Genomic DNA, 21,162 nt, shown 5'->3' with positions numbered 1-21,162 from the left:
CTCCTACAGCAGCTCGCTCCCATGGAAAAACCCTAGATTCGAAGAGGACCCGACCATGCAGACCAAACTCTTGATCAACGGCCAACTGGTCGCCGGCGAAGGCCCGGCCCAGGCGGTCTTCAACCCCGCCCTGGGCCGGGTGCTGGTGGAAATCAACGAGGCCAGCGAAGCCCAGGTCGACGCCGCGGTGCGCGCCGCCGACAGCGCGTTCGAAAGCTGGTCGCAGACCGTGCCCAAGGACCGCTCGCTGCTGCTGCTCAAGCTGGCCGACGCCATCGAGGCCCATGGCGAGGAATTGGCCAGACTGGAGTCGGACAACTGCGGCAAGCCCCTGAGCGCAGCGCTGAACGACGAGATCCCGGCGATCGCCGACGTGTTCCGCTTCTTCGCCGGCGCCAGCCGTTGCCTCAACGGTTCGGCCGGCGGCGAATACCTGCCGGGCCACACCTCGATGATCCGCCGCGATCCAGTCGGCGTGATCGCCTCCATCGCGCCGTGGAACTACCCGCTGATGATGGTAGCCTGGAAAATCGCCCCGGCCCTGGCCGCCGGCAATACCGTGGTGCTCAAGCCGTCGGAGCAGACCCCGCTGACCGCCCTGCGCCTGGCGGAACTGGCGGCGGCGATCTTTCCCGCCGGGGTGCTCAACCTGGTCTTCGGCCGTGGCGCCACGGTCGGCCAGCCGCTGGTGAGCCATCCGAAGGTGCGCATGGTGTCGCTCACCGGCTCCATCGCCACCGGCTCGCACATCATTTCCAGCACCGCCGACAGCGTCAAACGGATGCACATGGAACTGGGCGGCAAGGCCCCGGTGATCATTTTCGACGACGCCGACATCGACGCCGCCGTGGAGGGTATCCGCACCTTCGGCTTCTACAACGCCGGCCAGGACTGCACCGCCGCCTGCCGCATCTATGCCCAGGCCGGGATCTACGAGCGCTTCGTCGAGAAGCTCGGCGCGGCGGTCGCCAGCATCAAGTACGGCCTGCAAGGCGATCCGGACACCGAACTGGGGCCGCTGATCAGTGCCCAGCACCGCGACCGCGTGGCCGGGTTCGTCGAACGCGCCGTCGCCCAGCCCCATATCCGCCTGGTCACCGGCGGCAAGGCGGTGGAGGGCAATGGTTTCTTCTTCGAGCCGACGGTGCTGGCCGATGCCCAGCAGGACGACGAGATCGTCCGGCGCGAAGTGTTCGGCCCCGTGGTCTCGGTCACCCGCTTCAGCGACGAAGCCCAGGTCCTGGACTGGGCCAACGACTCGGACTACGGCCTGGCCTCCTCGGTCTGGACCGCCGACGTCGGCCGCGCCCACCGCCTTTCGGCACGCCTGCAATACGGCTGCACCTGGGTCAACACCCACTTCATGCTGGTCAGCGAAATGCCCCACGGCGGGCAGAAACTCTCCGGCTACGGCAAGGACATGTCCATGTACGGGCTGGAGGACTACACCGTCGTGCGTCATGTGATGTTCAAGCACTGAACCGCATCGCGGGCAAGCCTCGCGCCTACGGACTGCACAAATCCGTAGGAGCGAGGCTTGCCCACGATGATGCAGGCTCTCCGGGACCTCATTGTGGGCGCCCAAAACGGCCATTCACTGGCTTGATTGCCTTGAAAGGCGCTGATTGAACGGGGTCTGGCCAAGCCGATCAAGTTACGGCACCATCCGCCGCCAGAAAGCGCCCGGCTCCCCAACCGCGGCGCTGAAACTTCTTCGGCAGCAAGGACGCGCCAATGCCTCGCCAATCCCGCACCGTCAGCCTGATGCTGCACCTGGCCGTCTGGCTGGTGCTGCCCTTTGCCGTCGTGCAACTCGGCCTGGTATTGACCCACGCCGCCGTCGCGCCCTTTGTCTCGGCGGTGGCGATTCCCCCAGGGATCCTGTCCCTGCTGCTGATTCAGATCGCCCTGGTATATGCCGCCGCCAAAGGCTGGCACGCCTGCGGCATGCCGGCCCACTATCGATGGCTGGGCCTGTGGTTGGGCTGCGTGCTGGTGCTCTATGCCATACCGCGGTTCATGCCATGGGTGGGTAGCGGCGCATGAGTTCCACTAGGTTCACTCGGGATGACTCGATCCGCCTGCTCACAGCCCTCCTCGCCCACTCGCTGGCGGTACTGGCCTTTCTCCTGGTCAATCGCTACGGGATTGCGCTCTACCGAAGCCTGTATGGCCCCATCAGTCGCGGGATTTCCGTGGGCTTGCTGATAGAGATGCTGTTAATCCTGTTCGTGATCGTCAATCTGGTGATCGCAGTGGTGCCGAACCTCAAAGTGAAGCTGGGGCTGATCGTCGCCCTGAGCGTACTCACCGGCTATTTCCTGTTTCCTCACAATCCCATCCGGGGTTACTTCTACTGCGCACAAACCAGCCTTCTGCCGCTAGTCGCGATCTGCCTGGCCCGCTGGCTGCACCGGGCCTGCAGGCCGCAATCCGGCTGAAAATCAGGCCAGCCTGAGGTACAGATGGATGTCCTCGGGCTCCAGGCGATACAGCTCCGGATCGGGCGCCAACAGCAGCTCGCAGCCCAGCCGGCGATAGAAATCCACGGTATGGCGCGACGGCGTGGCCGAGACATACAGCCCCTCGCCACCCAGGCGCCGCGCCTGCTCGGCGGCCAGGCCGAACAGGCGCTGGCCCAGGCCACGGCCGCGATAGTCATGGCTGACATGCAGGAACTTCAGCTGGCGCAGATGCAGGCCGGCGTTGTGGATAACCAGGCAATCGACCACCGCCGCGGCCACCAGCCGCTCTTCGTCGAAGGCCCCGTACAGCCAACCGCCACGCCGGTGGCACGCCAGCAAGAGCCGCGCGTCCTGCTCGGCTTCGCCCGGCGGCCAGCCGGTCACCACTTCGTGCTGTGGATAACACAGCAAATGCCCGTCCTGCAGGCGATAGAGCTCATGGATCACCTCCCTGCGGTCGATCCGCTTGAGGTGCGGGATGTCGTACTCCTGTAAAAGACGCTCATGCAACATAGGGAATTTCCAGCGGTTTGCGTTGTTTACGTATCGATACAGCTAATCATTTTTGCCCGTTGAACGAAGGGTTTATTCTGTCGGGCATTTGTAAAGACTCCCCCGTTGCGTTTGGCCGAAGGCATGACCGAACCTCCATTTCCGATCCAGTGCGCAGCCAGGAAGGGCTCGGGATCTCCTGACAAGGTTCACTTATGCATCGCAGGCATCTTCTGAAAGCATCCATGGCGCTGGCAGCCTATACCGGCCTGTCCGCCACCGGCCTGCTGGCCACCCGGGCCTGGGCGGGCGCCGCCGATGGCGAAGCGCAGGCCTTCGATTTCGAGATTCTCAAGGCCCAGGCCAGGCAATTGGCCGGCAAGCCCTACGTGGACACCAAACAGGTACTGCCGCCGACCCTGGCGACCATGACCCCGCAGCACTTCAACGCGATCCGCTACGACGCCAACCACTCGCTGTGGAAAGAGCTGAACGGCCAGCTGGACGTGCAGTTCTTCCACGTCGGCATGGGCTTCAAGCAGCCTGTGCGCATGCACAGCGTCGACCCCAAGAGCCGCCAGGCGCGGGAAGTGCATTTCCGTCCGGAGCTGTTCAACTACCAGGACACCAGCGTCGACACCCGCCAGCTCAAGGGCGACCTGGGCTTCGCCGGTTTCAAGCTGTTCAAGGCCCCGGAACTGGACCGGCACGACGTGGTGTCCTTCCTCGGCGCCAGCTATTTCCGCGCGGTGGACAAGACCGGCCAGTACGGCCTCTCGGCCCGCGGCCTGGCTATCGACACCTACGCCAAGAAGCGCGAAGAGTTTCCCGACTTCACCCAGTTCTGGTTCGAGACCCCGGACAAGGACAGCACCCGCTTCGTGGTCTATGCCCTGCTCGACTCGCCGAGCGCCACCGGCGCCTACCGCTTCGACATCGACTGCCAGGCCGAGCGCGTGGTGATGGACGTCGATGCGCATATCAACGCCCGGACCGCCATCGAACAACTGGGCATCGCGCCGATGACCAGCATGTTCAGTTGCGGCACCCATGAACGGCGCATGTGCGACACCATCCACCCGCAGATCCACGACTCGGACCGCCTGGCCATGTGGCGCGGCAACGGCGAATGGGTCTGCCGGCCGCTGAACAACCCGGCGACCCTGCAATTCAACGCCTTCGCCGACAAGGACCCCAAGGGCTTCGGCCTGGTGCAGACCGACCACGAGTTCGCCAACTACCAGGACACCGTGGACTGGTACAGCAAGCGCCCGAGCCTGTGGGTCGAGCCGACCACCGCCTGGGGCGAAGGCTCGGTGGACCTGCTGGAGATCCCGACCACGGGCGAGACCCTGGACAACATCGTGGCCTTCTGGACGCCGAAAAAACCGCTGGCCGCCGGAGACTCGCTGAACTACGGCTACAAGCTGTACTGGAGCGCGCTGCCGCCGGTGGGCACGCCGCTGGCGCGGGTCAACGCCACCCGTTCGGGCATGGGCGGCTTCGTCGAGGGCTGGGCCCCGGGCGAGCATTACCCGCCGGTCTGGGCCCGGCGCTTCGCCGTGGACTTCAACGGTGGCGGCCTGGAGCGGCTGCCGGAGGGCACCGGCATCGAGCCGGTGGTCACCGCGTCGAATGGCCAGGTCAAGGATTTCCATGTGCTGAAGCTGGACGACATCCAGGGTTATCGCGTGCTGTTCGACTGGTACCCGACCAACGACAGCGTCGACCCGGTGGAACTGCGGCTGTTCATCCGCACCAACGACCGCACCCTGAGCGAGACCTGGCTGTACCAGTACTTCCCGCCGGCCCCGGACAAACGCAAGTACCCTTGACCGGGATAGTTGGCGTTTGATCGATTGCCATCGCGGGCAAGTCGGATCGCCGCCCGCTCGCTCCTACAATCCGTAGGAGCGAGGCTTGCCCGCGATGGCGTCGTCACAGCCAACACAGCTCCCGAATCCGAATACAAAAAACCGGCCCTCCCAGGCCGGTTTTTTTATTGCTCCACTCCCCTCACTCACGCAGGTCCGATTCGTGGATCGGCTGGTCGCGATGGGTCGCGCGCTGGTACTGCGCCGGCCAGATGGCCTTGTGTCCGTTCAGGTCGTCGTCGGCATGCAGCGGCCAGTACGGATCGCGCAGCAGCTCCCGGGCGAGGAAGATGATGTCCGCCTGGCAGGTGCGCAGAATGTGCTCGGCCTGGGCCGGCTCGGTGATCATGCCCACGGTGCCGGTGGCGATCCCCGATTCCTTGCGCACCCGCTCGGCGAAACGGGTCTGGTAGCCCGGGCCGGTGGGGATCTCGGCATTGGCCGCGGTACCGCCGGACGACACATCGATCAGGTCCACCCCCAGGGTTTTCAGGCGCCGGGCCAGCTCGACGGTTTCGTCCGGATTCCAGCCGTCCTCCACCCAGTCGGTGGCCGAGACCCGCACGAACAGCGGCAACTCCTGCGGCCACACCGCCCGCACCGCCTCGCTCACCTGCAACACCAGGCGGATGCGGTTCTCGAACGAGCCGCCGTACTGGTCGCGACGCTGGTTGCTCAGGGGCGAGAGGAACTGATGCAGCAGGTAGCCATGGGCCGCATGCACCTCGACCACCTTGAAGCCGGCGACCAGGGCCCGTTTGGCGGCGTCGACGAAGGCCTGGACGATCTCGGCGATCTGCCCCTCGTCGAGCTGGGTCGGCGCCGTATGTTGTGGGTCGAAGGCGATGGGCGAAGGGCCTACCGGCACCCAGCCGCCCTCCGCCGGCTTGACGCTGCCGTGCTTGCCCAGCCAGGGCCGGTGGGTGCTGGCCTTGCGCCCGGCGTGGGCCAGCTGGATACCGGCCACCGCGCCCTGGGCGGCGATGAAACGGGTGATGCGTTGCAAGGGCGCGATCTGTTCGTCGTTCCACAGGCCCAGGTCCTGGGCGGTGATGCGCCCATCGGCGGTGACCGCCGTGGCTTCGGTGAAAATCAGCCCGGCACCGCCCACGGCACGACTGCCCAGGTGCACCAGGTGCCAGTCGTTGGCCAGTCCATCGACGCTGGAGTACTGGCACATGGGCGATACCGCGATGCGGTTGAGTAAGGTCAGTTGACGAAGGGTATAGGGCTCAAGCAGAAGACTCATGGGGCACCTCTCGGTCAGTGGTCAGGCTCCAGGTTCTGTTTGACCAGTCGACGAGTGACTAGATAAGGACAGCGCCCGCCCCCGCGGGGAGAAAAGGACAAGACGTCACAAGGCCAATCAAGCAGTGCTTAGAGCCTAGTCGACAATGGGCGAGGAGGCAGGGTTCCCCGATGGCGTCGTTCCTGGTGCACCGCGGTGCCTGTATCGCCGGCAAGCCTGGCTCCTACAGAAGCGCCATGGCCGTCAGCGGGGCTCGATATGGGCAATCATCAATTGCACCGTTTCCTGGCCGCGGAACTCGTTGAGGTCGAGCTTGTAGGCCAGCTCCACCCAGCGGATGGTCGGGTTCGGCCAGATGTCGCGGTCGATGCCAAAGGCGATGCCGTCGAGCTTCACCGAGCCGCACTCGCTGCGCAGCACGACCTTGAGGTGGCGCTCGCCGACCACGCGCTGCTCCACCAACTGGAACACGCCGTGGAACAGTGGCTCGGGGAAGTGCTGGCCCCAGGGGCCGGCATGGCGCAGGGCCCGGGCCAGTTCGAGGTGGAATTCTTCCACCGCCAGGGTGCCGTCCGACAGCAGGCGTCCGGTCAGGTCTTCCTCGCGCAGCTGGCGACGGACCTCGACGTCGAAGGCTTCGGCGAAGGCCGGGAAATTCTGCTCCGGCAGCGACAGGCCGGCCGCCATGGCGTGGCCGCCGAACTTGCTGATCAGCTCCGGATGCCGGGCCGCGACCGCATCCAGCGCATCGCGGATATGAAAGCCCGGCACCGAACGCGCCGAGCCCTTGAGCATGCCCTCGCCGGCGTCGGCGAAGGCGATGGTCGGCCGGTGATAGCGCTCCTTCAGGCGCGAGGCAAGAATCCCGATCACGCCCTGGTGCCAGTCGGCGTCGAACAGGCACAGGCCGAACGGCATCGACTCCACCGGCAGATCCTTGAGCTGGGCCAGGGCCTCGCGCTGCATGCCCTGCTCGATGGATTTGCGGTCCTGGTTCAGCTCATCCAGCTGGCTGGCCATTTCCCGGGCCAGGGCCATGTCCTGGCTGAGCAGGCATTCGATGCCCAGGCTCATGTCGTCCAGGCGCCCGGCGGCGTTCAGTCGCGGGCCGAGGATGAACCCCAGGTCGGTGGAGGTGATGCGCGACGCCTCGCGCTTGGCCACTTCAAGGATCGCCCTGATACCCGGCCGCGCACGCCCGGCGCGAATCCGCTCCAGCCCCTGGTGCACCAGGATGCGGTTGTTGGCGTCCAGCGGCACCACGTCGGCGACACTGCCCAGCGCCACCAGGTCCAGCAGCTCGCCGATATTCGGCTGAGGCCGGCTTGCGTACCAGCCGAGGCTGCGCAGACGGGCGCGCAGCGCCATCAGCACATAGAAAATCACCCCGACCCCGGCCAGCGCCTTGCTCGGGAATTCGCACCCGGGCTGGTTCGGGTTAACGATGGCATCGGCCGCCGGCAGTTCCTGGCCCGGCAAGTGGTGGTCGGTGACCAGCACTTTCAGCCCCGCCGCCTTGGCCGCGGCCACGCCTTCGACGCTGGAGATGCCGTTGTCCACGGTAATCAGCAGCCGGGGCTGGCGCTGCAGGGCCACGGCGACGATTTCCGGGGTCAGGCCGTAGCCGTACTCGAAACGGTTCGGCACCAGGTAGTCGACATGGGCCGCGCCCAGCAGGCGCAGGCCGAGCACCCCCACGGTACTGGCGGTGGCGCCGTCGGCATCGAAATCGCCGACGATCAGGATGCGCTCGCCCTGCTCCAGCGCCGTCACCAGCAGGTCCACCGCGGCGTCGATGCCCTTGAGCTGCTGGAACGGGATCAGCCGCGCCAGGCTCTTGTCCAGCTCGGCCTCGGACTGCACGCCACGCGCGGCGTACAGGCGAGTCAGCAGGGGCGGCAGGTCACCGAGGAATGGCAGGGTGGCGGGCAACTCACGGGGTTCGATACGCATGGGGCGGCAGGAGCTTCTCTTCGATACGGGGAATACGGTGAAACGGCGCGGGGCGCGAGGCGATCAGCCGCGCTCGCCCAGCAGCCATTCCAGCTGGACTTCGTGCTGGCCGCGATCGTCGGTGACGAAGATCGTGCCTTCGCTGATCATCACGTCCCACTTGATGACGCGCGGCATGTCCTTGGCGAGGATCTCCAGGACATCCTGGGGCACGCCGGCGATATTGAGGTTCTTCAGGTTCTTCACCGCGTCCACCACCCGGGTCTGCCACACGCGCAGGCTGCCGTAGGCCAGGAGGCTGGTGCGCTCGGTGCGGCGCGAACACCAGGTCAGGCGCTCGGCATCCGGCTGGCCGACTTCGATCCAGTGCAGCACCCGGTCGTCCAGGCTTTTTTCCCACAGGGCCGGCTCATCCACTTCCGACAGGCCGCGGCCGAACGACAGCTGCTCGCTGTACCAGAGGGCGTAGGCCAGCAGACGCACCGTCATGCGCTCTTCGGTTTCCGACGGATGACGGGCGATGGTTTGCTTGACGCTCTCATAGACCCCGCGATCGAGGTCAGTCAGGTTCAATTCAAACTTGTAGGTGGTAGACGGCTGGGCCATGGACAGGGCTTCTTGATACGTGGAAAGGCGGCAAGTCTAACCGATGCGCGGGCCATTCCACGAATCCGCCGCCATCATCCTTTGGCGAGGGAGCGCCGGCCTATGTTAAAACGCTCTACCGCCCCGTCTTTGTCCTACAAGGATTCTCCATGCCGCTTACCGCCAAACCCCTTGCCGGCCTGAAAGTCGTCGAACTCGGCACCCTGATCGCCGGCCCGTTCGCCTCGCGCATCTGCGCCGAATTCGGTGCCGAGGTGATCAAGGTCGAATCGCCGGACGGCGGCGATCCGCTGCGCAAATGGCGCAAGCTGTATGAAGGCACGTCGCTGTGGTGGTTCGTCCAGGCCCGCAACAAGAAGTCCCTGACCCTGAACCTCAAGCACCCGGACGGCCTGGAGGTGCTGAAGAAGCTGCTGGGCGACGCCGACATCCTGATCGAGAACTTCCGCCCCGGGGTCCTGGAAAAACTCGGCCTGGGTTGGGACACCCTGCACGCCCTGAACCCCAAGCTGGTGATGGTGCGCCTGTCGGGCTTCGGCCAGACCGGGCCGATGAAGGACCAGCCCGGGTTCGGCGCGGTCGGCGAATCCATGGGCGGGCTGCGCTACATCACCGGGTTCGAGGACCGGCCGCCGGTGCGCACCGGCATTTCCATCGGCGATTCGATCGCCGCCCTGTGGGGCGTGATCGGCGCGCTGATGGCCCTGCGGCACCGCGAGGTCAACGGCGGCCAGGGCCAGGTGGTGGACGTGGCGTTGTACGAAGCGATCTTCGCCATGATGGAAAGCATGGTCCCGGAGTTCGACGTGTTCGGCTTCATCCGCGAACGCACCGGCAACATCATGCCCGGCATCACGCCCTCCTCCATCCACACCAGCGCCGATGGCAAGCACGTACAGATCGGCGCCAACGGCGATGCGATCTTCAAGCGCTTCATGCAGATCATCGGGCGCGACGACCTGGCCAACGACCCGGCCCTGGCCAGCAACGATGGCCGCGACAGCCGCCGCGACGAGCTGTACGGAGTCATCGACCGCTGGGTCAACTCGCTGCCGCTGGAGCGCGTGCTCGAACTGTTGAACCAGGCCGAGGTCCCGGCCAGCCGGATCTTCAGCGCCGAGGACATGTTCAGCGACCCGCAATTTCTCGCCCGGGAGATGTTCCTCCAGGCCCGGCTGCCGGATGGCAAGCCGTTCAAGATGCCGGGCATCGTACCGAAACTCTCGCAGACGCCAGGTTCGGCGGAGTGGGTCGGGCCCACGCTCGGCGAGCACAATGCCCAGGTACTGGACGCGTTGGGCTACAGCCCCCGGCAGATCGAGGCCTTGCGTGACAGCGGCGCCATCTGATCCCGGACGCGGCTCCCCGCGCACGCCCCTGCGAACAATCGATCATCCGCCGGCCTTGGCGAGGGCCGGCGGGTGATGCGTGGCGCGCGCCTGCTGGCGCTGCTGCTGGCCCTTGGCCTGTGGTCCTCGGCCAGCCCGGCCAGGGACAGGTTGATCTGGGTGTTGCGCGACCTGCCGCCCATGACGATTTCCGAAGGCCCGCAAAAAGGCCGCGGAGTGATCGACCAGGCCCTGCCCGTGCTGATGGCCAGCCTGCCGGAGTACGACCACCAGACGGTGTACGTCAACCGTGCCCGGGGCATGCAAATGTTGCGGGAACTGCCTTTCGTCTGCGATCCGACGCTGGTGTTCACCCCGCAACGGGCGCAGTGGCTGGCATTTTCCACCCCCAGCTTTCGCGTGCTCAGCAATGGCGTGGCCGTCAGGCGCCAGGACCGTCCCCTGTTGTCGCCCTTCATCCACGACGAGCAGATCGACTTGAGCGCGCTGCTGGGCAGTGCCCTGCACAACGTCGGGGTGGTGGCCGAGCGCAGTTACGGCGAGCAGATCGACAACCTGCTCAAGCAGGCGCCCGCCCAGGCGCTGGTGGCCCACTACGGCAACAGCGCCATCGGCAACCTGCTGCAGATGCAACGCCACGGGCGCCTCAGGGCCCTGCTCGGCTATCGCTCGGAAATTCGCTTTCAGGCGCAGCAGCAGGGGATCGACCCGGACGACCTGGCGTTCTATCCGATCCAGGGCACGCCCAGGTATCAGTCGATCCAGGTCGGCTGCTCGAATACCGTCCAGGGCCGGCAGGCTGTGGAGCGCATCAACCGGGCGCTGCTCGAACTGCGCCCGGACACGTTGCTGGAGCTGTATGCGCAATGGCTGGAGCCCTCGCTGCGCGAGCAGTACCGCAGCGACGCCCGGGCGTTCTTCCGCGACGCGCCAGCGCAATGACAAACTCCGCGCCAAAAAGAAACCCCGAGCAGTGGGGAGCTGGCTCGGGGTTAAACGGGGTCTGAGAGCAGACCCGTGCAACAAGCGACAAGCACCGGAGCACAATGCTTGATCCTGTTGCAAAGGGTCTGACTGGTGGCCAATCGCGAAGGTTCCCGAAAAATTTCGCTCAACGCGCGGTATCGAAGGCCTTCTCCCGGGCCACGTTGCGCAAGGCCGCGATAACGCAGGGTTCCAGGCGGCCTTCGGCAATCAGTACATCGCGGTGCAGACCGTCGACGACATCGGTCAACTGGCGCTTGTCAGTCAACTGGGCCTGGCTGAACTCGCGCTCGACCACTATGGAGCCCAAGGCATTCTTCAGGGTCACCAGGCAGTCGCCCTGCGCGCGCGGGGTCAGAGTTACCTGGTACGGGCTCAAAGCTTCACCCAACAATAGGCTGATACTTTCCATCTCGATCACCACTCAATAGCTCGAATTAAGGCTCGCATACACGAATGCCGGTAGCGTTCTGACATCCAAGTGACCATCGCCCAGAGAAGAAAGTTCGCAACCGCCAGGGGTTGCCGACCTGAGTCGAGCCAGCATGCCCGCAAAACATGACAGATAAAAAACACGCCGGATCAGACTAGAATCATCACCTCGAACCAGCAACGAACGTCAGGGTGCCGGTGAATCTATCCGTGCCTCGAACTTCTTGCAGCGCGGCCTTGCGCAGGTCAGATGGGGAGGTGGCCATGGAGCCTCTCCCCAAACGGTTGCAAAGCCCGGCGGCGCAACGATGACGGTTGCCCGGCTGCCGGGCCTGTCCGAAATGCTGCCTTCTCACCGGAGCGAACCTTGAACCAGACGTCCAATCAAAAGCTGCGAATCGTCCTGGCCGACGATCACCCGATCTTTCTCATCGGCCTGCGCGCCGTCCTGGAGCGCGACGCCAGCCTGGAGATCGTCGGCGAAGCCAGCTCGCCGACCGAACTCGGCGAGCTGCTGCAACGCTGCCCCTGCGACGTCCTGGTCACCGATTTCATGATGCCGGGGGAACAGCAGAACGACGGGCTGCGCCTGATCGAGCACGTACGCCGGCACCATCCACAGTTGCCGATAGTGGTGGTGACCATGCTCAACAATCCCGGGCTGTTCCGCTCGATCCTCGACCTGGGCGTCATGGGCCTGCTGAGCAAGGCCAGCCTGGCCGACGAGCTGCCCGCGGCGATCAGCCATGTGCGGCGCGACAAGGTATTCATCGCCCAGGCCATCCAGCAATTGCTCAGCCTGGCGGGCGAAGTCGGGCCGGATCGCCTGCTGTCGGGGGAGCAACTGTCGCCCCGCGAACTGGAAGTCATCCGCCTGCTGGCGGCCGGGATGACCGTGGGGGAAATTGCCGAGCGGCTCAGCCGCAGCAAAAAGACCGTCAGCACCCAGAAGGTCAGCGCCATGCGCAAGCTCGGCCTGTCCAGCGCCGCGGCGCTGTACATCTACGTGCAGGAGCACGGGCTGGCCTGAGCACGGTTCAGTCCAGCGCCGGGTCGCAGGCGTCGCGCAGGCGCAGGGCGATCCACTGCCGCACCTCGACGGCGCTCATCGGCTCGGCGATGAAACAGCCTTGCAGGCGCGCCTGACCCAGCTTCTGGGCCGCCCGGTAGTCGTCGGCGCTCTCGATACCTGCCAGCACCACCCCCAGCGACATGCGCCGGGCCATGCTCATGGCCCCCGCCACCACCGCCGACTTGCGCTCGTCGGCCGCCAGCCCGCAGACGAAGGCCGGCGGAATCTTCAACTCGGTGAATGGCAACTCCAGCAGGCGCTGCAGGCTGGTGCCGCCGGTACCGAAGTCGCCGATCGACAGCTTGCAACCGATCATGCGCAGGCGCAGCAGGGCCTCCACGTGGGCGGTGTCGGTCGGCAATTCGGTGGTCTCGACGATTTCCAGCGTCAACAGGCGGGCCGGCACCTCGAACCGGCGCAGCAGGGCTTCGAGCTGCCGCGGGAAGTTCGCCAGCTCCAGCAGGCCCACCGGGATGTTCACCGCGATGGCCAGCGAGCGGCCCATCACCAGGCGCACGCCGGCCGACAGTTGCATGGCCTGCTCCAGCATGAGCCAGGCGAAGGCCTCCTCCAGGCCGGCGGACTCGATCACCGGCAGGAAGTCGGCGGGCAGCATCAGGCCATGCTCCGGGTGCTGCCAGCGCGCCAGGGCCTCGACGCCCAGGACCTCGCCATCCTGGCCGAGCACCGGCTGGAAATACGCGACACCGTAACGCCGCACCGCCGCCAGGCCTTCCTCGGCGGTCGGCGGCTGCGGCTGGAACACATCCAGCGCCAGGGTTTCGCGCACCTGGGCCAGCGACAAGGCCTGCGGGCCCGGCTCGAAACACTGCTGGTACAGGCGCAGCAGCTCATTGACCAGGTTCACCGAGGCCGGCTTGGGCAAGCACCCCAGCACCTTCAGGCCCTGTTGCCGGGCCATGGCCGCGGCGCCTTCGCGGACATCCGCCTGCGCGTCGCTGAGAATGATCAGCGCCTTCGCCCGCTGCTGCTCGGCCAGGTAGCGGATCAGTTCCAGCCCGTCGGCCTGCTCCAGGTACAAATCGCAGATGGCGATATCCACCGGCCCCTTGCTGTCCAGGGATTGCCGGGCGGCGGCCACGCTTTCGGCGTTCAGCACGTTGAACACGCCGTTGGCGTTGAGCATCTGGTGCAAGGCCATCAGCTGGAACGAATTGTCTTCAAGAACGAGCACTTTCAATCTGTGCATGAAACGACCTCCGATACGGCAAGCGCAGCGAGAATCCGCAGCGGGCCGGTACGTTAATCGCGCGGGGCGAAGCGCCCCATCAGACAAGTCCTAATCCCCCAGGTACGGCTCGATATCGCCGCGCAAGCACTCGATGGCGTCCTGGAGGCGCAGCCATTGCGGCGCCAGCGCCGCCGTCGCCTGGGACCGCACCACGGCCTCCAGGTCCAGGCAGACCTGGGCCAGCGGCAGCGCGTCGATCAGGCAGCACACCCCTTTGAGGCGGTGGGTGGAGGTGCCGATGCGGCCCCAGTCCTGTGCCTGCACCGCCGACGCCAGGGCCGTGCGTTCCTGGTCCAGGTTGTTCCACAACTCGCGCAGCATGCGTTGCAGGATCGGCGCGTCGGCCTGGGTCATGGCGCGCAGGGTCTGGATATCGAAGGACGGCGGCGGCAGGAAGCGCGCCAGTACCTGCGCCAGCCGGTCCAGGGTGACCGGCTTGACCAGCAGCTCATCCATGCCGGCCTCGGTGCAGCGTTGCCGTTCATCCTCGAAGGCGTTGGCCGTGCAACCGATCAGCGGGCAGGCCGCGCGTCCCTCCCGGGCTTCGATCCGGCGTATCGCCTCGCTGAGCTGGTAGCCGCTCATGCCCGGCATCTGGCAATCGGTCAGCACCAGGTCGAACGCCTCGCCCTGCCAGCGCGCCAACGCCGCCTCGGCGCTGTCGAGCGCCACCACCTTGTGCCCGAGGAACATCAGTTGCTGGCTGAGCACCATGCGGTTGGCGCGCAGGTCATCGACCACCAGCACCGACATGCGCCGGCTCTGCGGGCGCTCGGCCGGGTGCGGCGTCGGATTGAACGTCTCGCTCACCTGCTCGGGGTACAGCTCGAGGGTCACGGTGGTGCCCATGCCGGGTTCGCTGTGCAGCAGGATGCGGCCGCCCATCAGCTCCACCAGCTGCTTGCAGATGCTCAGCCCCAGGCCGGTCCCGCCCTGCTCCGTCGCCGTCTGTACCTGGGCCTGGATAAAGGGATCGAACAGGTGCGCCTGCTGTTCCAGGCTGATGCCCGGCCCGGTATCGGCCACGCTGATGCACAGGCGATCGACGCCCTGCTCATCGGCCTGGCGCTCGACGGACACCCGCACTTCGCCGGCCTGGGTGAACTTCAGGGCATTGCTCAAGAGGTTGTGCAGCACCTGGCGCAGGCGCAGCGGATCGAGCCAGTAGAACCCCTGCGCCGCCCTGTCGAAGGCCAGCGTCAGGTGCAGCCCCTTGCTGCGCGCGGTGACATCGAACAATTGCTGGATGTCGTCGAAGAACTCACGCAGCGCAACCGTCTGCGGCACCAGCTGCATATGCCCGGCCTCGATCTTGGCCAGGTCGAGGTTGTCGCCGACCAGGCCGACCAGTTCCTGCGCCGACTGATAGGCCACGCGCAGGGCATCGGAAAACGGCAGGCCGCGCAGGTGCGCCTGCTCCTTTTCCAGTTCCAGCAAACCGATGATGGCGTTCATTGGCGTGCGGATCTCGTGGCTCATGGTCGAGAGAAAGGCGCTTTTCGCGTAGTTCGCCTGGTCCGCCGCGCGCCGCGCCTCCAGCAACTCCCCCTCCAGGCGCTTGCGCTCGGTGATGTCGATCCAGCCCCCGAGCAGCCCCTGCAAGTCGCCCTCGGCGCTGTAGAACGGCACCGTCCATTGATAGACGTAGACCGGCCCTTTCCTGGACTCGATCTGGCGGTCGACGAACACCGACTCCTGCGACGCCAGTTGCTCCAGGAATTCGCGGTGCAGTTGCCGGGCCGTGGCCGCCGGCAAGACGTCCAGCTCGATCAGGCTGCGCCCCTTGACCTGCTCCAGGCGCATCCCCGTGTGCAGCTCGTAGCTCTTGTTGCAGGTGATCAGGCGTCCGGCCAGGTCGCGGACGAAAATCGGGTTGGGAATACCGTCGAGCAGGGCCCGCTTGAACGCCAGCTGGTCGTTGAGCCGACGCTCGGCTTGCAGGCGCTGGCGGATCTGCGCCTTGAGCCGGGTGCTCCAGGCCAGGGACAGCAGGCCGAACAGAATGGCGGTGAAGGTCGCCCAGTAGATCCACACCGGTATCCGCTGCCACATCGGCACCGGCACCGGCGTCACCCCCAGCCACTTCAGGCGGATGGCGCCCAGCTCGGCCACCGGAAAGGCTTCCAGGGCCTTGTTGAGGATGCTCAGCAGGTGGGGCTGGTCGCGGCGCACCGACAATTCGTCGGCCGCCCACTGGCCCTCGACGCTGCGGCCGATGCGCAGTCCGTCCCCCGTGTAGCCCTGCACATCGATTTCGTTCTGGATGGTCGCGTCGGCCTCGCCGCTGGCCACCAGGGCCCGCGCCTCGGCGTAGCTGGCCACCGACCGCAGGTGCACCTTGGGGTAATTGCGTTGAACGTAGCCCTCCAGCGCATGCTTGGCCGGCAGCGCCAGCACCTTGCCTGTCAGTTGCCGGAAACTGCCGATCTGGAAGTCCTCGGGGCGCACCACGAACACCCAGGCCGAACCGCCGAAGGCATGGGTGAAGTCGAGGAAACCACAGCGCTCGTCATTGGCCGATAGCGTGGTGCTCATCTGCGCCTGGCCCTTGAGCAAGAGGTCCAGGGTATGCGCCGTGGAAAACGTTTCCTCCTGGACGAACTGCAGGCCGGTCATGCTCGAAATCCGATTGAGCAGATCGATGTTCAACCCGACCCACTGGCCGTCCTTGTCCTTGAACATGTAGGGCGGGAACTGTTGCGACGCCACCGCCACATGCTGATGCTCGAGCAGCCAGGCGCGCTCTTCCTCGCTCAGCTCGATCCGTTCGGTACTGGTGCTGGCCCCCAGGCCGGTGGTCCAGCGCGCCAGGATCTCCCGATGGGTGGAGTCGTCGATGCTGCGCAACGCCCGTTCGAGCATGCGGCCCAGCAACGGGTCGGTCTGTCGCGTGGCGAAGGCGAAGCCCACGGGCGGCAGCCGGCTTTCCGTGCGCACCTGCAGGCCCAGGTAGGGCCGCAAGGCCTTGTAGGCCCGCACGATCAGCTCATTGCCGATAAAGGCATCGGCATCTCCCTGGCTCAAGGCTTCCAGGCCGCTGTAGAGATTGGGCGACAACATGATCTGGGCATGGGGATAGGCCTCGTGGGCGATCTTCGCGTCCGCGTAGCCCTCCAGCAGCACCACCTTCTTGCCGGCCAGGTCCTCGGCGACTTCGCCTGCGTCCCTGCGCACCACCACGACGGCCCGGTCGGGCATGTAGTCGCTGGAAAAATGCAGCCCCGGGACCCCGCGTTCATAGCCGTTGGCGCTGGTCAGGATATCGATCGCGCCACTGCGCAGGGCCTCCACCGCCTGCTCCCGCTCGGAGAACCCCAGGACCTCCAGCGACACGCCCAGGCGCTCGCCGACCAGGCTCAGGTAATCGGCGCTGATGCCCTGATAGCGGTTGCGATCGCGGGTGATATCGATCGGCTGATAGTCGTCGATCGAGATACCCACTCTCAACTGGCCACGGCCCTCCAGCCACTGGCGTTCGGCCGTCTCCAGGGCCAGCGGCGACAACTCGACGAACGCCGGCACCAGTTTGAAAGGCAGGTTCTGCGCCGCCTCCAGGCCTGGAACCAGGAACAGCAAGACCAGCGGCAGCAGTGAACGAAAAACCGGGCGCAACGACATAACCATCCTGTGAGTGATCTCCATGGCGGCAGCGCCCTGTCCTTGCTACGCGCCGCGAAAACAGCCTGTGCCTGAAAAGACAAGGCCCGTCGGAGACGGGCCTTGGGGTCGATCGGGGGTCAGTCGATCAGAGCGGCTTGCCGCGATTGCCATGCTGGCTGACGAAGGCCTGGACCGCCTTCAGGTCGTTGGCCAGGACGGTGCAACGCTCTTCGCGCTCGAACAGGTCGGCCAGGTGCGCCGGCAACGCCAGGGCCTTGCCGACTCCGGCCTGCTCCACCGCATCCGGGAACTTCACCGGGTGCGCGGTGCCCAGCACCACCATCGGGATGTCCAGGCTGCGACGGCACTCACGGGCGGCCTTGACGCCGATCGCGGTGTGCGGATCGAGCACTTCGCCGGTCTGGGCGAAGACTTCGGCGATGGTCTCGCAGGTCTGCGCGTCGTCCACGGCCAGGGAGTCGAACAGCTTGCGGGCCTCGGTCCAGCGCTCCTGCTCGACGCTGAAACCGCCACCTTGCTTGAAGGTGTCCATCAGCTCGGCCAGCGCGGCGCCATTGCGGCCGTGCAGGTCGAACAGCAGGCGCTCGAAGTTCGACGAGACCATGATGTCCATCGACGGCGACAGGGTCGCGTGCAGGGTTTCCTTGACGTACTGGTTGCCGCTCATGAAGCGGTGCAGGATGTCGTTGCGGTTGGTGGCGACGATCAGCTGGTTGATCGGCAGGCCCATGTTGCGCGCCAGGTAACCGGCGAAAATGTCGCCGAAGTTGCCGGTCGGCACCGAGAACGCCACCGAGCGCGCCGGGCCGCCCAGCTGCAGCGCCGCGTGGAAGTAGTAGACGATCTGGGCCATGATCCGCGCCCAGTTGATCGAGTTCACCGCCACCAGGCGCGTGCCCTTGAGGAAACCCTGGTCGGCGAAGCTGGCCTTGACCATTTCCTGGCAGTCGTCGAAGTTGCCTTCGATGGCGATGTTGTGGATGTTCTCGCCGAGGATGGTGGTCATCTGCCGGCGCTGCACTTCGGACACCCGGTTGTGCGGGTGCAGGATGAAGATGTCGACGTTGTCGCAACGCTTGCAGCCTTCGATGGCCGCCGAGCCGGTATCGCCGGAGGTGGCACCGACGATCACCACGCGCTCGCCGCGCTTTTCCAGCACATAGTCGAGCAGGCGGCCGAGCAGTTGCAGGGCGAAGTCCTTGAACGCCAGGGTCGGGCCGTGGAACAGCTCCATCACCCATTCATTGCCGTTCAACTGGCGCAGCGGCGCCACGGCGTTGTGCGAGAACACGCCGTAGGTTTCTTCGAGGATCTTTTTGAAATCGGCGTCCGGAATGCTGCCGGCGACGAACGGGCGCATGACCCGGAAGGCCAGCTCGTGGTACGGCAGGCCGGCCCAGGAAGCGATTTCTTCCTGGGTGAAACGCGGCAGGTTTTCCGGCACATACAGGCCGCCGTCGCTGGCCAGGCCGGCCAGCAGGACGTCTTCGAAATTCAGGGCCGGTGCCTGGCCGCGGGTGCTGATGTAACGCATGACTGGCTCCTTAAAAGGGTTCTCAGGCAGGAGCCGCCGGGGCTCCCGCGACGAAGGATTAGTTCAGGTGCTCGACGCGGATCCGCATGACGGGGCCGACCACGCCCTGCAGGGCTTCCAGCGCGGTGATCGCATCGTTGATGCGCTGCTCCACCACCCGGTGGGTCAGCAGGATCATCGGCACCAGGCCGTCGTGTTCCTCGACCTCTTTCTGCATGATCGACTCGATGTTGATGCCGCGCTCCGACAGGATGCTCGCCACCTGGGCCAGCACACCCGGATGATCCTTGGCCTGGATCCGCAGGTAGTAGGCGCTTTCGCAGGCATCGATCGGCAGGATCGGATGGGCCGACAGCGAGTCCGGCTGGAAGGCCAGGTGCGGCACGCGGTTTTCCGGGTCGCTGGTCATGGCGCGCACCACATCCACCAGGTCGGCGATCACCGACGAAGCGGTCGGCTCCATGCCGGCGCCGGCGCCGTAGTACAGGGTGGAGCCGACGGCGTCGCCGTTGACCATCACCGCGTTGAACACGCCGTTGACGTTGGCGATCAGGCGATCGGCCGGGATCAGCGTCGGGTGCACGCGCAGCTCGATGCCGGCCTCGGTGCGGCGGGCCACGCCTAGGTGCTTGATCCGATAGCCCAGGGCCTCGGCATAGTTCACGTCGGCGGTGGTCAGCTTGGTGATGCCTTCGGTGTAGGCCTTGTCGAACTGCAGCGGGATGCCAAAGGCGATGGACGCCAGGATGGTCAGCTTGTGCGCGGCGTCGATGCCTTCGACGTCGAAGGTCGGGTCGGCCTCGGCGTAACCCAGGGCCTGGGCCTCGACCAGCACGTCCTCGAAGGTGCGACCCTTCTCGCGCATTTCGGTGAGGATGAAGTTGCCCGTACCGTTGATGATCCCGGCCACCCAGTTGATGCGGTTGGCCGACAGGCCTTCGCGGATCGCCTTGATGACAGGAATGCCGCCGGCCACGGCGGCTTCGAACGCGACGATCACGCCCTTCTCACGAGCCTTGGCGAAAATTTCGTTACCGTGTACCGCGATGAGCGCCTTGTTGGCGGTGACCACATGCTTGCCATGTTCGATGGCCTTGAGTACCAGCTCGCGGGCAACGGTATAGCCGCCCATCAGCTCTATGACGATGTCGATCTCAGGGTTCGTGGCCACTTCGAACACATCGTTGGTAATCGCAATACCGGTCGTTTGGAACTGAGGCTTTGGCGTGCGCATGGCAATTTGTGCCACTTCGATTCCACGCCCGGCACGACGAGCAATTTCCTCGGCGTTACGCTGAAGTACATTGAAGGTACCGCCACCGACGGTACCCAGCCCACAGATGCCCACTTTGACCGGATTCACTCTGAACTCCCCATGAAACGGCCGACACTAGGTCGGCCGTGGAAAACAGCCGCCAACCACGCGGCTCTCTATTAATGACGCGCCGGCCACAACCGCCGCGCCATGGTCGTCAAAGTCTCGACGACGCAGGATTATTTCGCGCCCAGCGCCAGTTTGGCGACTTGTGGCGCAGGCTGGTAGCCCGGAATAACTTGGCCGTCGGCCAAAACGATGGCCGGCGTACCGTTCACCCCGATCGACTGGCCCAGGGCGAATTGCTTGGAAACCGGGTTGGCGCACTTGGCCGCCTTGATTTCCTTGCCGTCGACCATCTTGTCCATGGCCGCTTTCTTGTCGGTCGAACACCAGACCGCCTGCAACTGCTCATCGCCCGGCGAACCCAGGCCCTGGCGCGGGAAGGCGACATACCGCACTTCCACGCCCATCTTGTTCAGCTCGGGCACTTCGGCGTGCAGCTTGTGGCAGTACGGGCACGTGGTGTCGGTGAAGACGGTGATGTGGGTCTTGGTTTCGCCAACGGCCGGGTAAACCACGGTCTCAGCGACCGGAATGCCGTTGATCAGCTTGGCGATGCCCAGGCGCTCGGTCTTCTCGGTCAGGTTGACCGGCTTGCCGTCCTTGAGCTGGAACAGGTAGCCCTGCATCACGAACTGGCCGTCGGCGCTGGCGTAGAGCACGCGGCTGCCCTTGAGCTTGACTTCATACAGGCCGGGCAACGGGCTGGCGCTGATGCTTTCCACCGGCACTTCGAGTTGCAGGCCCTGGAGGCTTTTACGAATCGCTTTTTCGGCGGCGTCATCGGCCACGGCAAAGGTACTGACCAACGCAATGGCTGCGGCGGCGAAAATCTGGGTCACGCGCATGGGAACTCCTGAAGGCGGACAAATGGACGGTCAGAACGCCCGTATGGAACACC

17 protein-coding genes are annotated in these 21,162 nt (G+C 65.5%); 7 read left to right on the top strand and 10 right to left on the bottom strand.

The annotated features are described in order from the left end of the window. Nucleotides 1-55 precede the first annotated feature (55 nt). The 3 genes from TO66_RS05635 (at nucleotide 56) to TO66_RS05625 (ending at nucleotide 2,441) form a co-directional block, all read left to right on the top strand. The gene (locus TO66_RS05635; protein ID WP_044461400.1) at nucleotides 56-1,480 is read left to right on the top strand and encodes a gamma-aminobutyraldehyde dehydrogenase; all 1,425 of its coding nucleotides are present in this window, start codon (nucleotides 56-58) and stop codon (nucleotides 1,478-1,480) included. Nucleotides 1,481-1,734: 254 nt separating this feature from the next. After that, nucleotides 1,735-2,046, top strand: coding sequence for a hypothetical protein (locus tag TO66_RS05630; RefSeq protein ID WP_044461399.1), 312 nt, complete (start codon nucleotides 1,735-1,737; stop codon nucleotides 2,044-2,046). Beyond that, nucleotides 2,043-2,441: a hypothetical protein gene (locus TO66_RS05625; RefSeq protein WP_044461398.1), complete on the top strand. Its 399-nt coding sequence runs from the start codon at nucleotides 2,043-2,045 to the stop codon at nucleotides 2,439-2,441. The genes TO66_RS05630 and TO66_RS05625 overlap by 4 nt, the downstream gene beginning before the upstream one ends. Nucleotides 2,442-2,444: 3 nt before the next feature. Here TO66_RS05625 and TO66_RS05620 read toward each other — a convergent pair whose 3' ends face one another. After that, nucleotides 2,445-2,978: a GNAT family N-acetyltransferase gene (locus TO66_RS05620; protein ID WP_044461397.1), complete on the bottom strand. Its 534-nt coding sequence runs from the start codon at nucleotides 2,976-2,978 to the stop codon at nucleotides 2,445-2,447. Nucleotides 2,979-3,172: 194 nt separating this feature from the next. Between TO66_RS05620 and TO66_RS05615 the strand changes: the two genes are divergently transcribed. Then, nucleotides 3,173-4,792 carry a glucan biosynthesis protein D gene (locus TO66_RS05615; RefSeq protein ID WP_044461396.1) on the top strand — a complete coding sequence of 540 codons (1,620 nt, stop codon included), beginning with the start codon at nucleotides 3,173-3,175 and terminating at the stop codon, nucleotides 4,790-4,792. 181 nt (nucleotides 4,793-4,973) lie between these two features. Here TO66_RS05615 and TO66_RS05610 read toward each other — a convergent pair whose 3' ends face one another. From TO66_RS05610 to TO66_RS05600, 3 genes are all read right to left on the bottom strand, one after another. Then, complete coding sequence (locus tag TO66_RS05610) at nucleotides 4,974-6,080, bottom strand: NADH:flavin oxidoreductase/NADH oxidase (protein ID WP_044461395.1); 1,107 nt, start codon at nucleotides 6,078-6,080, stop codon at nucleotides 4,974-4,976. A gap of 243 nt (nucleotides 6,081-6,323) precedes the next feature. After that, the gene (gene recJ / locus TO66_RS05605; RefSeq protein ID WP_044461394.1) at nucleotides 6,324-8,033 is read right to left on the bottom strand and encodes a single-stranded-DNA-specific exonuclease RecJ; all 1,710 of its coding nucleotides are present in this window, start codon (nucleotides 8,031-8,033) and stop codon (nucleotides 6,324-6,326) included. A gap of 63 nt (nucleotides 8,034-8,096) precedes the next feature. Continuing rightward, a complete protein-coding gene (locus TO66_RS05600) occupies nucleotides 8,097-8,639 on the bottom strand; it encodes a YaeQ family protein (RefSeq protein ID WP_044461393.1) in 543 nt (180 codons plus the stop codon). A gap of 149 nt (nucleotides 8,640-8,788) precedes the next feature. Here TO66_RS05600 and TO66_RS05595 point away from each other — a divergent pair, with 149 nt between their 5' ends. After that, a complete protein-coding gene (locus tag TO66_RS05595; RefSeq protein WP_044461392.1) occupies nucleotides 8,789-9,988 on the top strand; it encodes a CaiB/BaiF CoA-transferase family protein in 1,200 nt (399 codons plus the stop codon). A gap of 75 nt (nucleotides 9,989-10,063) precedes the next feature. Beyond that, complete coding sequence (locus TO66_RS05590; RefSeq protein WP_044461391.1) at nucleotides 10,064-10,930, top strand: TIGR02285 family protein; 867 nt, start codon at nucleotides 10,064-10,066, stop codon at nucleotides 10,928-10,930. A 169-nt stretch (nucleotides 10,931-11,099) separates the two neighbouring features. Here the strand turns inward: TO66_RS05590 and TO66_RS05585 are convergent, their stop codons facing one another. Continuing rightward, the gene (locus tag TO66_RS05585; protein ID WP_044461390.1) at nucleotides 11,100-11,384 is read right to left on the bottom strand and encodes a DUF3509 domain-containing protein; all 285 of its coding nucleotides are present in this window, start codon (nucleotides 11,382-11,384) and stop codon (nucleotides 11,100-11,102) included. Nucleotides 11,385-11,771: 387 nt separating this feature from the next. Between TO66_RS05585 and TO66_RS05580 the strand changes: the two genes are divergently transcribed. Continuing rightward, nucleotides 11,772-12,434: a response regulator transcription factor gene (locus tag TO66_RS05580; protein WP_044461389.1), complete on the top strand. Its 663-nt coding sequence runs from the start codon at nucleotides 11,772-11,774 to the stop codon at nucleotides 12,432-12,434. A gap of 7 nt (nucleotides 12,435-12,441) precedes the next feature. On the opposite strand, the gene TO66_RS05575 is transcribed toward TO66_RS05580, so the two are convergent. From TO66_RS05575 to TO66_RS05555, 5 genes are all read right to left on the bottom strand, one after another. Continuing rightward, nucleotides 12,442-13,686, bottom strand: a complete 1,245-nt coding sequence (locus TO66_RS05575) for an EAL domain-containing protein (RefSeq protein WP_044461388.1) — start codon at nucleotides 13,684-13,686, stop codon at nucleotides 12,442-12,444. A 90-nt stretch (nucleotides 13,687-13,776) separates the two neighbouring features. Next, nucleotides 13,777-17,346 carry an ATP-binding protein gene (locus tag TO66_RS05570; protein WP_044461387.1) on the bottom strand — a complete coding sequence of 1,190 codons (3,570 nt, stop codon included), beginning with the start codon at nucleotides 17,344-17,346 and terminating at the stop codon, nucleotides 13,777-13,779. A 127-nt stretch (nucleotides 17,347-17,473) separates the two neighbouring features. Then, nucleotides 17,474-18,883, bottom strand: coding sequence for a threonine synthase (gene thrC, locus TO66_RS05565; RefSeq protein WP_044461386.1), 1,410 nt, complete (start codon nucleotides 18,881-18,883; stop codon nucleotides 17,474-17,476). Nucleotides 18,884-18,941: 58 nt separating this feature from the next. After that, entirely contained in the window at nucleotides 18,942-20,246 is a 1,305-nt protein-coding gene (locus TO66_RS05560; protein ID WP_044461385.1) for a homoserine dehydrogenase, read from the bottom strand. 131 nt (nucleotides 20,247-20,377) lie between these two features. Further along, nucleotides 20,378-21,109 (bottom strand): thioredoxin fold domain-containing protein, encoded by a 732-nt coding sequence (locus tag TO66_RS05555; protein ID WP_044461384.1) that lies wholly within the window; start codon nucleotides 21,107-21,109, stop codon nucleotides 20,378-20,380. Nucleotides 21,110-21,162 lie beyond the last annotated feature (53 nt).

Origin of the sequence: Pseudomonas sp. MRSN 12121, assembly GCF_000931465.1 — a bacterium.
Taxonomy (GTDB): Bacteria; Pseudomonadota; Gammaproteobacteria; order Pseudomonadales; family Pseudomonadaceae; genus Aquipseudomonas.
This window is presented reverse-complemented; position numbering and strand designations above follow the sequence as displayed.

What these genes read in the sequence shown, in the direction of transcription:
- TO66_RS05635 (WP_044461400.1), top strand. Translation starts at nt 56, where the DNA reads ATGCAGACCAAACTCTTGATCAACGGCCAACTGGTCGCCGGCGAAGGC.
- TO66_RS05630 (WP_044461399.1), top strand. Translation starts at nt 1,735, where the DNA reads ATGCCTCGCCAATCCCGCACCGTCAGCCTGATGCTGCACCTGGCCGTC.
- TO66_RS05625 (WP_044461398.1), top strand. Translation starts at nt 2,043, where the DNA reads ATGAGTTCCACTAGGTTCACTCGGGATGACTCGATCCGCCTGCTCACA.
- TO66_RS05620 (WP_044461397.1), bottom strand. Translation starts at nt 2,978, where the DNA reads ATGTTGCATGAGCGTCTTTTACAGGAGTACGACATCCCGCACCTCAAG.
- TO66_RS05615 (WP_044461396.1), top strand. Translation starts at nt 3,173, where the DNA reads ATGCATCGCAGGCATCTTCTGAAAGCATCCATGGCGCTGGCAGCCTAT.
- TO66_RS05610 (WP_044461395.1), bottom strand. Translation starts at nt 6,080, where the DNA reads ATGAGTCTTCTGCTTGAGCCCTATACCCTTCGTCAACTGACCTTACTC.
- recJ (WP_044461394.1), bottom strand. Translation starts at nt 8,033, where the DNA reads ATGCGTATCGAACCCCGTGAGTTGCCCGCCACCCTGCCATTCCTCGGT.
- TO66_RS05600 (WP_044461393.1), bottom strand. Translation starts at nt 8,639, where the DNA reads ATGGCCCAGCCGTCTACCACCTACAAGTTTGAATTGAACCTGACTGAC.
- TO66_RS05595 (WP_044461392.1), top strand. Translation starts at nt 8,789, where the DNA reads ATGCCGCTTACCGCCAAACCCCTTGCCGGCCTGAAAGTCGTCGAACTC.
- TO66_RS05590 (WP_044461391.1), top strand. Translation starts at nt 10,064, where the DNA reads ATGCGTGGCGCGCGCCTGCTGGCGCTGCTGCTGGCCCTTGGCCTGTGG.
- TO66_RS05585 (WP_044461390.1), bottom strand. Translation starts at nt 11,384, where the DNA reads ATGGAAAGTATCAGCCTATTGTTGGGTGAAGCTTTGAGCCCGTACCAG.
- TO66_RS05575 (WP_044461388.1), bottom strand. Translation starts at nt 13,686, where the DNA reads ATGCACAGATTGAAAGTGCTCGTTCTTGAAGACAATTCGTTCCAGCTG.
- TO66_RS05570 (WP_044461387.1), bottom strand. Translation starts at nt 17,346, where the DNA reads ATGTCGTTGCGCCCGGTTTTTCGTTCACTGCTGCCGCTGGTCTTGCTG.
- thrC (WP_044461386.1), bottom strand. Translation starts at nt 18,883, where the DNA reads ATGCGTTACATCAGCACCCGCGGCCAGGCACCGGCCCTGAATTTCGAA.
- TO66_RS05555 (WP_044461384.1), bottom strand. Translation starts at nt 21,109, where the DNA reads ATGCGCGTGACCCAGATTTTCGCCGCCGCAGCCATTGCGTTGGTCAGT.